This window comes from Janthinobacterium sp. GW823-FHT01H08 (assembly GCF_058797855.1).
On sequence record NZ_CM179504.1, the window covers coordinates 1,691,600 to 1,705,002 of the forward strand.

General features: G+C 64.3%; 12 protein-coding genes. 5 read left to right on the top strand and 7 right to left on the bottom strand.

The window, feature by feature from the left end; translation table 11 throughout:
• Positions 1-16: 16 nt before the first annotated feature.
• Complete coding sequence (bufB, locus tag AC3RCG_RS07480; RefSeq protein ID WP_492403757.1) at positions 17-1,642, top strand: MNIO family bufferin maturase; 1,626 nt, start codon at positions 17-19, stop codon at positions 1,640-1,642.
• 4 nt (positions 1,643-1,646) lie between these two features.
• Here the strand turns inward: bufB and AC3RCG_RS07485 are convergent, their stop codons facing one another.
• The 3 genes from AC3RCG_RS07485 to fumC form a co-directional block, all read right to left on the bottom strand.
• Complete coding sequence (locus AC3RCG_RS07485) at positions 1,647-1,931, bottom strand: hypothetical protein (protein WP_070221826.1); 285 nt, start codon at positions 1,929-1,931, stop codon at positions 1,647-1,649.
• A 125-nt stretch (positions 1,932-2,056) separates the two neighbouring features.
• Positions 2,057-2,278, bottom strand: coding sequence for an RNA-binding S4 domain-containing protein (locus AC3RCG_RS07490; protein WP_035825476.1), 222 nt, complete (start codon positions 2,276-2,278; stop codon positions 2,057-2,059).
• Positions 2,279-2,373: 95 nt separating this feature from the next.
• Positions 2,374-3,768: a class II fumarate hydratase gene (gene fumC, locus AC3RCG_RS07495; protein ID WP_492403754.1), complete on the bottom strand. Its 1,395-nt coding sequence runs from the start codon at positions 3,766-3,768 to the stop codon at positions 2,374-2,376.
• A gap of 172 nt (positions 3,769-3,940) precedes the next feature.
• On the opposite strand from fumC, the gene AC3RCG_RS07500 reads away from it, so the two are divergent.
• Positions 3,941-5,059 (top strand): type IV pilus assembly protein FimV, encoded by a 1,119-nt coding sequence (locus tag AC3RCG_RS07500; RefSeq protein ID WP_492403753.1) that lies wholly within the window; start codon positions 3,941-3,943, stop codon positions 5,057-5,059.
• Between the two features lie 430 nt (positions 5,060-5,489).
• On the opposite strand, the gene AC3RCG_RS07505 is transcribed toward AC3RCG_RS07500, so the two are convergent.
• Both AC3RCG_RS07505 and AC3RCG_RS07510 read right to left on the bottom strand, forming a co-directional pair.
• Positions 5,490-5,786, bottom strand: a complete 297-nt coding sequence (locus AC3RCG_RS07505; protein WP_070221823.1) for a flagellar protein FliT — start codon at positions 5,784-5,786, stop codon at positions 5,490-5,492.
• 178 nt (positions 5,787-5,964) lie between these two features.
• Positions 5,965-6,792, bottom strand: coding sequence for an HDOD domain-containing protein (locus AC3RCG_RS07510; protein WP_070221822.1), 828 nt, complete (start codon positions 6,790-6,792; stop codon positions 5,965-5,967).
• A gap of 155 nt (positions 6,793-6,947) precedes the next feature.
• Here AC3RCG_RS07510 and AC3RCG_RS07515 point away from each other — a divergent pair, with 155 nt between their 5' ends.
• The 3 genes from AC3RCG_RS07515 to AC3RCG_RS07525 all read left to right on the top strand — a co-directional run bounded on the left by AC3RCG_RS07515 (position 6,948) and on the right by AC3RCG_RS07525 (position 10,079).
• Complete coding sequence (locus tag AC3RCG_RS07515) at positions 6,948-9,017, top strand: M13 family metallopeptidase (protein WP_492403750.1); 2,070 nt, start codon at positions 6,948-6,950, stop codon at positions 9,015-9,017.
• 66 nt (positions 9,018-9,083) lie between these two features.
• Positions 9,084-9,719: a class I SAM-dependent methyltransferase gene (locus AC3RCG_RS07520; protein WP_492403748.1), complete on the top strand. Its 636-nt coding sequence runs from the start codon at positions 9,084-9,086 to the stop codon at positions 9,717-9,719.
• Between the two features lie 174 nt (positions 9,720-9,893).
• Complete coding sequence (locus AC3RCG_RS07525; RefSeq protein ID WP_034759763.1) at positions 9,894-10,079, top strand: CsbD family protein; 186 nt, start codon at positions 9,894-9,896, stop codon at positions 10,077-10,079.
• Positions 10,080-10,152: 73 nt separating this feature from the next.
• On the opposite strand, the gene AC3RCG_RS07530 is transcribed toward AC3RCG_RS07525, so the two are convergent.
• Both AC3RCG_RS07530 and AC3RCG_RS07535 read right to left on the bottom strand, forming a co-directional pair.
• Entirely contained in the window at positions 10,153-12,363 is a 2,211-nt protein-coding gene (locus tag AC3RCG_RS07530) for a S9 family peptidase (protein ID WP_492403746.1), read from the bottom strand.
• 190 nt (positions 12,364-12,553) lie between these two features.
• Positions 12,554-13,393, bottom strand: a complete 840-nt coding sequence (locus tag AC3RCG_RS07535; protein WP_409027036.1) for a PhzF family phenazine biosynthesis protein — start codon at positions 13,391-13,393, stop codon at positions 12,554-12,556.
• Positions 13,394-13,403 lie beyond the last annotated feature (10 nt).

Sequence of the window (13,403 nt, forward strand, 5' to 3'; positions counted from 1 at the left end):
CGTCCGCCGCCTGCCCATGCCGCCGCCCATTCAGGCGAATGCCGGCGTCGGCCTGCGCGCCGCGCACTACCGCGACTTTCTGGCGCGCCGGCCCAAGGTCGGCTGGCTGGAAGTGCACACTGAAAATTATCTGCAGCCGTCGGGCTGGGATAACCATGTGCTGCAGACTCTGCGTCAGGATTACCCCATCAGCCTGCATGGGGTGGGCCTCGGCCTGGGTTCCGCGCAGGGCTTTTCCGAGACCCATTTGCAGCGCGTGCGCACCGTGGTCGAGCGCATCGAGCCAGCCCTCGTGTCGGAGCACTTGTGCTGGGGCGCCGTGGCGCAGCAGCAACTCAACGATCTGTTGCCGCTGGCCTTGAATGGCGCCGCCCTCGATTTACTGTGTGCAAGAGTGGGGAGGGTGCAGGATGTGCTGAAAAGGCCGATCTTGCTGGAGAATGTCTCCACTTGCCTGCGTTTTGCCGACGATGCCATGAGCGAGGCGCAATTCCTGGCGGAACTGGCGCGCCGCAGCGGTTGCGGGCTGCTGCTCGATATCAATAACCTGTATGTGAACCAGTGCAACCACGGCGAGGACGCCATGCTTGCGATGCAAGCCATCGCGCCGGGCAGCGTGGGGGAACTGCACCTGGGCGGCCATCTGCTGACGCCGCACGCCGTGATCGACCACCATGGCGCCGCCGTGGCCGATCCCGTCTGGGAGCTATATGCGGCCGCCTTGCAACGCTTTGGCGCCATTCCCACCCTCGTCGAATGGGACACGGATTTGCCGCCGCTCGATATCCTGTTGGGCGAAGCGGACAAGGCGCAAGCCATGCTGGCGCGCCATGCGCCGCAAACGCCATCATGGCAGGCAGCGTCGCCGCCGTCCGCGCCGCTACCCGCGTCGCTTGACGCGCTGGTCGCTGGCCAGCAGGCATTTGCCATAGCCTTGCTCGATACCGGGGCAACATTGCCATCGTTCGCGGGCGAGGCGGTGCCGCAGCGTTTCGCGCTGTACCGCGGCAACTTGAGCGCCACCTGGCGCCGTACCCTGGGCCACGCCTATCCCGTCGTGCTGGCGCTGGTGGGCGAGGATTTCTTTGGCGGCCTGGCACGCGCGTATGGTCGGCAGATGCCATCCGATAGCGCTGATTTGAACCAGTTTGGCGCCCGTTTCGCCGATTTTCTGACGGCTTTCCCGCCCGTGGCCGCATTGCCCTACCTGCCGGACATGGCGCGCCTGGAATGGGCCTTGCACCTGGCCCATTACGCGGCCGATGCGCAAGCGCTGGCGCCCGAGTCGCTGGCCGCCCTGCATCCCGATCAGCTGGAAGCGCGGCGTTTTACCTTGCATCCCGCTTACACCTTGCTCGCGTCCGACTGGCAGGTGGCGGCCTTGTGGCAGGCGCATCAGGAGGAGGACGGTTCGGGGATGTTTCCGCAAGATCTGCAGGTGGCGAGCTGGGCGCTGGTCTGCCGGCCGCGCTGGAAAGCGCAGTTGCTGGTGCTCGATGCGGCTGCGCATGCCGCCTTGCAAGCCCTGCAGCAGGGGCAAACGTTCGGCGCCGCGCTCGATGCGGCGTTCGAGCTGGACCCGGCCTTCGACCTGACCGCGCACCTGCGCCAGTGGCTGGCGCATGCGGTCCTGGCAGCGTGACGGTTTATTCGAAGGCGCGCAGCAGGCGCGCTTCGCCCGTCTGATCGCGGTACAGGGCATTCGCGGCCAGGGTGGCGTCCATCATGCGCGTGACTTGCTCTTCTTCAAAGCGGGCCAGTTCGGCCGTGGCCGCGACGAGGGCCAGTTGCAGCCTGGCGCGCGCGCTCTGGTACAGGCTGCTGGTGTATTTGTCTGTGTTACGCAGTAATTCTTCCGCGTTTTCTATTACCTGGCGCAAGTCGCCGATCAGGCGTTCCTGGCTGCGCGTACCTTGTTCGGGATGGTCCATGGCGCTTCCCTTCTGCAATCGATATTTATCTGACAATAACGACGTGTCGCAGCTTGACTTGGGCAGCCGGGCTGGCAGGAGTGCTGGCTGTACGCATGGGGCCGCTTTCGCGCCCCATGCCGGCATCAAACGGGAGCGACGACCGTGATACGGATATCGCCCACGCTGACGACCTGGCCGGCGCGGATCTTGGCGGTCTTGCGCAATTCCTTCTTGCCATCGACCTTTACCACGCCGCTATCGACCATGACCTTGCCTGCGCCACCACTGTCGCACAAGCCGACCAGCTTCAGCAGCTGGTTCAGCTCGACGAACTCGGATGTTAAATCAAAGCTTACTTTTTGCATTGTATCCCTTATTGCAATGATGTGTTTTCAACACTTGATGACGACCTCAACTAATCCATAGTTTACCTGAAGCCGCCAGCAATGCAGGGTGTAAGTCAGCTTTTGTTGGGCCGCGTCATCTCCAGCGGCACGATCCATGCGCCGAATTGCTCTTCCGTCACAAAGCCCAGGGCCAGCGCCGCTTCCTTTAAGGTCGTGCCTTCGTGCTGGGCTTGCTTGGCGATTTGCGCCGCCTTGTCATAGCCGATGTGCGGCGCCAGCGCCGTGACCAGCATCAAGGAGCGTTCCATCAGTTCGGCGATGCGTGCGTGGTTCGGCGCGATGCCGTGGGCGCAATGCTCGTCGAAGCTGCGCATGCCGTCGCCGAGCAGGCGCGCGCTTTGCAGGAAGTTGTGTGCAATCAAGGGCTTGAAGACGTTCAACTCGAAATTGCCCGAGGCGCCGCCCACCGTGATGGCCACATCGTTGCCGAAGACCTGGCAGCACAGCATGGTCAGCGCTTCGCACTGGGTGGGATTGACCTTGCCCGGCATGATGGAGCTGCCCGGCTCGTTTTCGGGGATCGTGATTTCGCCGAGGCCGGAACGGGGGCCGGACGCCATCCAGCGCACGTCGTTGGCGATTTTCATCAGGGCCGTGGCCAGGGTTTTGAAGGCGCCATGGGCGGCGACCAAGGCATCGTGGGCGGCCAGGGCGGCAAACTTGTTGCTGGCCGTTTCGAACGGCTGGCCCGTCAGGCGCGCCAGTTCGGCGGCGATGCGGCCGGCAAATTCCACATGGGCATTCAATCCGGTGCCCACGGCCGTGCCGCCAGCGGCCAGCTGCAGCAGCGGCGGCAACGCTGCCGTGATGATGTGCTCGGCAAAGTCCAGCTGCGCCACGTAGCCGGAAAATTCCTGGCCCAGGGTCAGCGGCGTCGCGTCCTGCAAATGGGTGCGGCCGATCTTGACGATGTCGGCAAATTCCGTGGCTTTCGCGTCCAGGGTGGCGCGCAGCTGGCGCAGCGGCGGCAAGACCGTGTTGGCGACGGCCAGCGCGGCCGCCACATGGATGGCGGTGGGGAAAATGTCGTTCGAGGACTGGCCCAGGTTGACGTCGTCGTTCGGGTGCAGCAGGCGCTCGGCGCCACGCAAGCCGCCGATCAGCTCGGAACCGCGGTTGGCCAGCACTTCGTTCATGTTCATATTGCTTTGCGTGCCGGACCCCGTTTGCCAGACGGCCAGCGGGAATTCTGCGTCATGCTTGCCAGCCAGCACTTCGTCGGCCGCCTGCGTGATGGCGATGGCTTTCTTGCCATCCAATAATCCCAGGTCTAGGTTGACGTGGGCGGCCGCGCGCTTGACGGTGGCCAGGGCGGCGATCAGTTCGGGCGGCATCTTTTCCGTGGAGATATGGAAATGCTCGAGCGAGCGCTGCGTTTGCGCTCCCCAAAGCCGGTCGGCGGGTACGTCGATCGGGCCGAAACTGTCGCGTTCGATTCTGCTACTCATGACATCCCTTTCATCGATGGAGGTGGATCGAGTGTACTCCAGACGTCAAAAAGGCACAGGATGATGCTGTATTGCATCATTTTTACCCTGACCCATCTATATTTTTGTGATTTCCTGCCGTTAAAGACAGGCGAGCCCCCATTATTTATCCTGTTATCAAAGCGATCAGTCCATGCAGAGCAGCATCCTTCCCCGTTGGTCTTTGATCGCGTGCGCCGCCGCCAGCCTGGCCTTGCCGCCCGTCATGGCGGCCGAACTGGGCGACATGGCCGTCCTGTCGCACATGGGCCAGCCCCTGCAGGCCGAGATCGAATTGACGGCCCTGGTGCCCGATGAGGCCAATGGCGTGACCGTGCGCCTGGCTTCGCCCGATGTGTACCGCGGTGGCGGCATCGGCATGGATCCTGCCCTGCAAACCTTGACGATCAGTCCGTTTGAGCGCGGTGGACGCCATTATGTGCGCGTGGCCACGCGGCAAGCGATCCAGGCGGGGCATGTGCACCTGTATTTATTGCTGGGCAATGGCAGTGGCGCCGTCGTGCGTCTGGCTACCTTGTGGCTGACGCCGGCGCCGCCCGCCGCCGTACCCGCCAGTGCGCCAGTCCGGCCAGCTATTCCGTTGCCCGCGCCGGTCTCCACGCCTGTGCCGTTGCCACGCGCCGTACCCGTCGCGCCGTCGCCCGACGCCGCCGCGCTGGCGGCCCGCGCGCGGGCCGAGGGCCTCGTGCGTCCGGCGCGCGTGTTCGTGCCGCCGCCCGCCGCACCCAAACTGGCCGCCCCCGCGCTGCCGCGCCGTGCCGCAGCGCCCGTGGCCGCCTGCGCGCCGCAGGCGGAGACGGGGCAGGCAGCAGCGTGCGTGGGGCTGGACGAGAAAAATACGGCCCTGACTGAAAAGCTGGGCGAACTGGAAGGCAAGATCGGCGTCTTGCAAAAGGCGCTGGCCCTGCCTGCAGCCGTCGTGCCGCCCGCCGCCGCGCCAGCCGTGGCGGAAGCGCCCCATGCGAAACCGAAACCCCTGCACGCGGCGCCGGCTGCCGACAAGGAAAAGAAATCGGGCGGCATGCTGTGGCTCGGTATCGGCACCCTGGTCTTCCTGCTGCTGACGGCGCTCATCGTGTACATCGTGCGCAAGCGCAGGCAAGCGGCGGGTCCGGGCGCGCCGTCGAAATACTGGGTCTTGCTGCGCAAGCCGTTCGGCCGCAGGAAGAAGGATGTGCCCGTCTTGACGGAGGCGGTGGAAGAAGGGGCGGCGGCCGAACCGGAAGCGGAACCGGAGCCGTTCTCGCGTTAATGCTGCCGCAAGGCGCTGCCGCAAGGCCGCACCACAATTTGATATAAAAAAAGATATTGAAAAAATACATGGAAACGCTTGCCAAGCACGTTGCCTGTTTCTTAAAGATGGTGCTATGATGAATTCAGTGGACTTGCTCTACGACAAAACAGCCCCAGCCTGGCGCAGTCACCAACGATAGTGTGGCGCGGCAAACCAGGTGTAGCGTTGCATAAACGCCTGGGTCTGGAAGCGGTTCGCGATGCCGACGATGTGCTCGCGAACGCCGGATGCAACCGGCAGCGAGGCGACGCCAGGAGATACCTGGGGCTCGCCTTCCAAATTCCCCCGCCTTGCCTTTTTGAGCGCCGCAGATGGCGCTCCCTCGCATGGCGCAGACGTAAAAAAAGCACCCGCGGGTGCTTTTGTCGTTTCTGGCGCGGCAAGCTTCTTACATGCGGGCGCGCGAACCTGGCATGGCGTTCGACAGCTGGGTCATCCACGGTTCCGTGATGGCGCGGATTTCGCGGTCATTGGCCAGGATTTGCTTGAGCAAGTCGATCTTGCGCAGGCGCGAGGCGCCGGCCAGGGCAGGCGCCTTGCCCGTCATGGTCGCGCTGGCGGCGCTGGCGCACTGATTTTCCAGGGTATCCAAGCCATCCCAGTCGCTCGAACGTGCGGCCACGACCATTTGATTGGTCATTCCTGCAATATTTTCATACATCGAGAGAACGTCGTTGGAGGTCATGAGCACACCCGTAACTAGTGAATGGATTACCGCTTGTCTAGATTAACGGCGGGTCCAACGGGAACTTGAGGGTGTTTTTGAAAAAAAAGTGAAAATAATTTGGATGTTTTTTTGCGGGCAGCCGGCATGCCCGCAAACCCGCATGCCTGCTCGGTTGGCGATGCGGGCAACGGCCAGCTTACTTGACGAGTTCTTCCAGGCCCGCGCTCAGTTCGGCAAGCGGCGGCATCCTGTCGACCAGCACGGAGGGCGGCAAACCGAGCGCTTCGGCCACCGCGTTGGGATAGCAGGCGATGATTTCTTCATTGCTCAGCTGGTTTTCATCGATGCGCGCGCGCCAGGCGGCCAGGTGGATGATGGCGGCCAGGCGGTTCAATGGTGGCTTGGCCAGCGGAGCGGGGAAGGCGGCGATGGCCTCGGCAAAGGCGGGCGGAAACTTCCAGCGGCGCGCCAGTTCGGCGCCCACCTGCGCATAATCGTAGCCCAGCGACACCCGCTCCGCGTCGAGCCGGCGCGCGTCGAGCGGCGGGGCGATCTTGTCGAGCTGCATTGCTTGCTCGGGCATGGCGGCATGGATCACCAGTTGTCCGATCGCATGCATCATGCCGATGGTGAAAGCCAGATCCTGGTTGTCGCCCGTCTGCTTCGCGATCCAGCGGGCAGATACGGCGCTGTGCAGGCTGTAGCGCCAGAACTGCGGCAAATTCAGGCCCGGCACGGCTTTGAAACCGCTGACGAGGCCCGAGCTGATGACGAGGGTGCGCACGGTCACAAAACCGAGCATCAGCACGGCATCTTCCACCGTGCCGATGCTGCGCGACACATGGTAATAGGCCGAGTTGGCCAGCCGCAGCAGCTTGGCGCTCAAGGCCGGGTCCGCTCCCAGCTTGCGCGCGATGTCTTCGGTGGCGATGGCGGGGTTGTCGAAACTGCGCACCAGTTCATCGACGATCTTCGGGGCGGCAGGCAGGGCGTGGGGATGCTGGAACAGCGCTTCCAGTTGCATGGCAATCTCCTTGGCGTTCGTGCGGTACGGGATGCGGTCGTGCCACTATATGCCGATTTTTTGTCCGCATGCAAAAAAGTTAGGGGATGCTTTTTCGCCCCAAAAAGGCAGGATTTTCAGGTTATGATTTTGGCTATTACATCGAAAGGATCGCCATGCACGGTTTGCGTTTTTCCTGCTCCCGGACGCCAGTCCAGGCTGCCATCATCCTCGCCCTGGCCGGCGTTTCGCTGACCGGTTTGCCTGCCCGGGCGCATGGCCAGCAAGGGGCCGCCAGCGCCGCCGCCCCCGCTGCCGCGAAGGCCTTGCCCGGCGACGATTTCTACGATTACGTGAATGGCGACTGGCTGCGCAGCACGGAAATTCCCGCCGACCGCAGCAGCTGGGGCTCGTTCGCCATCCTCGCCAACGCCACCAACGAGCGCATCATCGGCCTCGTCGAAGGTCTGGCGGCGGCGCCGCAGGCGGATGCATCGGCGCGCCAGGTCAGCGATTTTTACCGTTCCTGGATGGATGAAGCGGCTATCGAAGCGAAAGGCTGGGCGCCGATCAAGCCGCTGCTCAAGAAGATCGACGGCATACGCGACCAGGCAGGGCTGGCCCGCGCGCTGGGCGAGAGCCTGCGCGCCGACGTCGACCCGCTCAACGCCACCAATTTTTATACGGAAAACCTGTTCGGCCTGTGGGTCGCGCAAGACTTGAACGACACCACGCGCAATGTGGCCTACCTGCTGCAGGGCGGGCTGGGCTTGCCCGACCGCGCGTTCTACCAGAGCGACAGCGCGCGCATGCAGGGCTTGCGCGCAGGCTACCAGGCGCATATTGCCGCCATGCTCCAGCAGGCCGGCTACCGCGATGCGCCGGCCCGCGCCGCGCGCGTGTTTGCGCTGGAACAGCAAATTGCCGCAAGTCACGCCAGCCGCGAGGATTCGGCCGATGTCGCCAAGGGCAATAATGCCTGGCGCGCCGCCGACTTCGCCAGCAAGGCGCCTGGCCTGGACTGGAAAGCCTTCTTCGAAGCGGCAGGGCTGGGCCGGCAGAACGATTTCATCGTCTGGCATCCGACGGCCATGACGGGCAGCGCCGCGCTGGCGGCGAGCGTGCCGCTGGCCACGTGGAAAGATTTCCTCGCCTTCCACGCGGTCAACCATTTCAGCACGATCTTGCCGAAGGCGGCCGCCGACCAGCGCTTCGCCTTCTATGGCAGCGCCCTGAGCGGCACGCCGCAGCAGTCGCTGCGCAGCAAGCGGGCGCTGGCCGCGACGAATGCGGCCCTGAGCGACGCCGTCGGCAAGCTGTACGTGGAACGCTATTTCCCGCCGGAATCGAAAGCCCGCGTGCAAGATATGGTGACGAATATCGTCGCCGCCTTCTCGCGCCGCATCGACAAGCTGGACTGGATGGCGCCGGCCACCAAGGCGCAGGCGCAGGAAAAACTCAAGACCTTGTATGTGGGCGTGGGCTACCCCGAACAGTGGGAAAGCTATGCGGGCTTGCGCGTGGTGCGCGGCGATGCGCTGGGCAATGTGCAGCGGGCGGAACAGTTTCATTACCAGCAGGAACTGGCCAAGCTGGGCCAGTCGCCCGACCGCAAGGCCTGGGCCATGCCGGCGCAGCTGGTCAACGCCGTCAACCTGCCGCTGCAAAATGCGCTCAATTTCCCCGCCGCCATCCTCCAGCCGCCATTCTTTGACCCGCAAGCATCCGATGCGGCCAACTATGGCGGCATCGGCGCCACCATCGGCCACGAAATCAGCCACAGCTTCGACGATCAGGGCGCGCAGTTCGACGCCCAAGGCAAGCTGCGCGACTGGTGGACGCCGGCCGACCTGGCGCATTTCCAGGCGGCATCCAAGCAATTGGTGGAACAGTTCGCCGCCTACAAACCGTTCCCCGACCTGGCCGTGAATGGCCAGCTGACCCTGAGCGAAAACCTGGCCGACCTGGCCGGCGTGGCGGCGGCCTATGACGCGTTCACCCTGTCGCAGCAGGGCAAGCCGGCGCAGCCGGGGGCGGACCGCGAGTTCTTCGTCGGCTATGGCGTCAGCTGGCGCAGCAAGGCGCGCGAAGCGGCGGCGCGCCAGCAAATCCTCACGGATGGCCATGCGCCGGCGCAATACCGCGCCGCCACCGTGCGCAACCTCGACGCCTGGTATCCGGCCTTCGACGTCAAGCCGGGGCAGCAGCTGTACCTGGCGCCGGAACAGCGCGTGCGCGTCTGGTAGGCATAAGCGGTGCCGGCGCGCAGCGCGCCGGCACCGTAAAATGGCGTGATTACTGATTGGAGCGCCATGAAGCCGACCCCACCGCAAGATCCCATCCACGCCATCACGGGCCGCACTCTGGCCCATTACGACGCCAGCGCCGAGCAGTTTTTCGAAGGCACTCGCGATCACGACGTCAGCCAGAACATCGGTGCGCTGCTGAACGCCATCGGCAAGCCCGCGCCGCTGGCCATCCTCGACCTCGGTTGCGGCCCCGGCCGCGACCTGAAGGCGTTCACGGCCCTGGGGCACCACGCGACGGGCGTCGACGGCTGCTCCCGTTTCGTCGGGATGGCGCGCGCCTACAGCGGCTGCACCGTGTGGCAGCAGGATTTCGTCGACCTCGACCTGCCCGCCGCACACTTCGACGGCGTGTTCGCCAATGCCGTACTGTTCCACGTGCCCAGCGCCGCCTTGCCCGGCGTGCTGCGCGCTTTGTACGCGTGCCTGAAACCGGGCGGCGTGCTGTTCAGCTCGAACCCGCGCGGGCAGAACGAGGAAGGCTGGAATGGCGCGCGCTACGGCAGCTACCACGACGAAACGACCTGGGCCGCCTACGTGCAGGCGGCCGGTTTTACCCTGGTCGAGCAATACTACCGTCCGCCGGGCTTGCCGCGCGAACAGCAGCCGTGGCTGGCCACCGTCTGGCGCAAGCCAGCCTGATGGACGCATTTTGTATGAATTTGGGCATGTGTTAGGAACCGTACATAGTTTTTGCGGCCTCGGGCGTACTATGGATACATCGACACGCAGCAAGCAGTTTGCAACGGCGTGTGAGCCGCAGTACCGGCCCTTTGGGCTGGACAACAGATGTACCAACTACAGTGAGGATTTATCATGAACAAAGATCAAGTCGAAGGTAAACTGAAGGAAGTCGGCGGTAAAATCCAGGAAGCCGCTGGCAAAGTCGTCGGCAGCGAAGAACAGCAAGCCAAGGGCCTGGCAAACCAGGTGGAAGGCAAAGTGCAGAAGAAAGTTGGCGACGTCAAGGATGCAGTCGAAACTGTGACCCGCAAGCCATAATTTCTGCTCCAGCATAAAAAACCGCCGCCTGTCGCAAGACAGGCGGCGGTTTTTTATTTGATGCAGCGCAAGCTTACTGTGCTGGCTGCATCAGGTTCTGCTTGAAGAACAGCTCGATTTTCTTGTACACGTGGCGCTGGCCCGCGCGCGACGAGATGCCGTGCTTGGCACCTGGATACGTCATCAGGTCGAATTGCACGCCGCGGTTGACCAGCGCGTCGATCAGTCGCGTGCTGTTGCTGAACAAGACGTTGTCGTCGGCCATGCCGTGCACCAGCAGCAGCGGCGACTTCAGGCCGTCGAGGTGGGCGAACACGGTGCTGGCCTTGTAGCCGTCCACGTTTTCCTTCGGCATGCCGAGGAATTGTTCCGTGTAGTGGGTGTCGTACAGCGACCAGTCGGTCACGGGCGCCACCGACACGCCCATGGCGATCTTGTCGGACGCGGCCGACAGCAAACGCAGGGTCATGAAGCCGCCGTAGCTCCAGCCGAACACGCCGATGCGTTTAGGATCGACGAAGCTTTGCTTGCCCAGCCAGTCGATGCCGACCAGCTGGTCCGCCACTTCGGCCGCGCCCAGCTTGTGATAGATGGCGTCCGTGAACGCGCGCTCGCGGCGCGACGAGCCCCGGTTATCGAGGCGGAAGACGACAAAGCCCTGCTGCGCCATGTACTGGTCGAAGTTGTTGCCCCAGCGGCGCGCCACGTGCTGCGAGTGCGGGCCGCCGTACGTCGACAGGTAGACGGGATAGCGCTTGCCCGCATCGAAGTTCGATGGCTTGACGATCGAATAGTGCAGGGTCTGGCCATCGTTGGCCTTCAGGGTGCCGTACTCCGTCGGCAGGTGGTCGGCCTTGTACTTGAAGTACGGGTGGCTGGCGTTGAGCGCGTTTTCTTCCAGCCAGCCCACCATGGCGCCGTCCGGGCGGCGGATGCTGACCTGCGGCGGCGTGGCCGGGTCGGAATACGTGTCGACGAAGACTTCGCCATTGCGCGAGAACGTCGTGTCGTGCCAGCCGTCCGCTTTCGTCACGCGCTGCGGCTTGTCGGCCGTGCTGCCGTCGAGGGCCAGGGCGTAGGTCTGCTTGTCGATCACGGCGTCGCGGTTCGACGACACGAACACTTTACCGGTCTTCTGGTTCACGGCCAGCACGCTGTCGATGCCCCACTCGCCGGAAGTGACGGGGTGCAGCAGCTTGCCGCTCATATCGTACAGGTACAGATGGTTGCGGCCCGTGCGCTCGGACGACCACAGGAAGGTGCCGTTCGACAGGAAGCGCAGGTCGTCATGGATGCTGACCCAGGTTGTCGACGTTTCCGTCAGCAGGGTGCGCTGCGCCAACGTCGTGGCATCGACGGCGACCAGGTCCAGGGTCTTCTGGTCGCGCGACTGGCGCTGGTAGACGAGCGATTTGCCGTCCGCGCTCCAGTCGGCGCGCACCAGGTAGATGTCCGGGTTCGTGCCCAAGTCCACCTGGCGCTGCACGCCCGTTTCCGGCGAGACGATCAGCAGCTGCACCAGCACGTTCGGGTCGCCCGCGGCCGGGTAGCGCTGTTCCACGACGTCGGTGCGGTCGGCGAAGATTTCAAAGCGGCGCACGACGGGCACGGGCGCTTCGTCATAGCGTTTATAGGCGATGGCGGAATCGTCGGGCGCCCAGTAGTAGCCGGTGCGCTGGCCCATTTCTTCCTGCGCCACGAATTCGGCTTCGCCGTTGCGGATCGTGCCCTTGCCGTCGGTCGTCAGCTGGCGTTCCTTGTCCGTCTTGAGGTCGATCACATGGATGTTTTGATCGCGCACAAACGACACGTAGCGGCCTTTCGGCGAGATTTTCGGATCGAGCACATTGCCCTTGGCGACCAGGCGTGCCTTGTCCGGGTGGGCCGCGTCGACCAGGTAGAGATTGCCGCCCAGCGGCACCAGCAGCTGCTTGCCGTCCGGCGACCAGCTGTAGCTGAGAATACCGTTCAGGCTGGCCGTGCGCTCGCGTTCGCGGCGCGCCTGCTCTTCGGGCGAAATCGTTTCATTCGGCACCAGTGCCTTCGAGTCGACCAGGCGGTGCGTGCTCTTGTCCTTGAGCTTGAATTCCCACAGGTCGAGCTGGAACTGGTTGTCGGCGCGGCCGCGCAGGAACGTGACGCGCTCGCCGTCGGGCGAGACCTTCAGGTTGCGCACGCCGGGGCCGGCCAGCGCCGGATCGGCGTGGATGCGTTCCAGGGTCAGCTTTTCAGCCGATGCGGGAACGCTGGCCATCGCGGCCAGAAAACAAAGAATAAAACGCATGGATGTCTCGGTAGTTGGAAGAAGAAGGGCACTGCATGTACAGGCGAGCTTGAGCGTTGCCTAAGCGTAAGACGATACCAGAGCGTGCCTGTTTATGCGATAGCGCCAGCCACGGAATAAACCGTTCATGGCCGTATTTACTTCGTCAAAAATGTCCAGCAGCCGCCCATTCCATGGCGCTTTGCCCCGTTCAGGCCAATATCGTGCCTTCGATTACCGTCAGGCATGCGCCGCCTATCCAGGCGTGACCAGCGCGGAAACTGATGGACACGCGGCCGTCGCGCTGCAGACACGTGCCCTGGCGGACCGTGTAGTCGCTGCCCGCCAGCAGCTGCGCGATACAGGCGTTGGCGCTGCCCGTGACGGGGTCTTCCACCAGCGCGCCGTGTTCGCTGAGCAGCGCGCGCACTTCGTAGTCGGCCGGCCCGTCCGCCGCGTGCGGGCCGTACAGCGCCAGGCCGTCGGCGCCGGCGGTGGCCAGCAATGGCGTCAGCGCGGCGATGTCGGCGCGCACGGCCAGGCAGGCGGCGGCGCTGGCCAGCGGCACGCACAGCCAGCGGATGCCCATGTCGGCGACGGTGGCGCCCGCGGCCAGTTCTCCGCCCAGCGCTGTTTGCAGCAGCGGCAGCAGCGCCGGGGCGAGCGCGCGCGTGGCGCAGGGCGGCGCCTTGAACGCCAGCATGCCGCCGGCGCCCCGTTCTATCTGTACCAGGCCGACGCCGCATTCCTGCACGATGCGCGTGCCCTTGGGCCGCATGCCCGCATCAAGCAGGGCGTGCGCCGTGCCCAGGGTCGGGTGGCCGGCGAACGGGAATTCCATCTCGGGGGAAAAAATCCGCACGCGGTAATCGGCCGCCGGGTCGCGCGGCGCCAGCACGAAGGTGGTTTCCGACAGGCCCGTCCAGCGCGCGATGGCCTGCATCTGCGCGTCGTCGAGGCCATTCGCGTCGAGCACCACGGCCAGCGGATTGCCGAGGAACGGCACGCTGCTGAAGACATCGACTTGCTTGAAGGGGCGTGGTTGCGGCATGGGGTGCTCC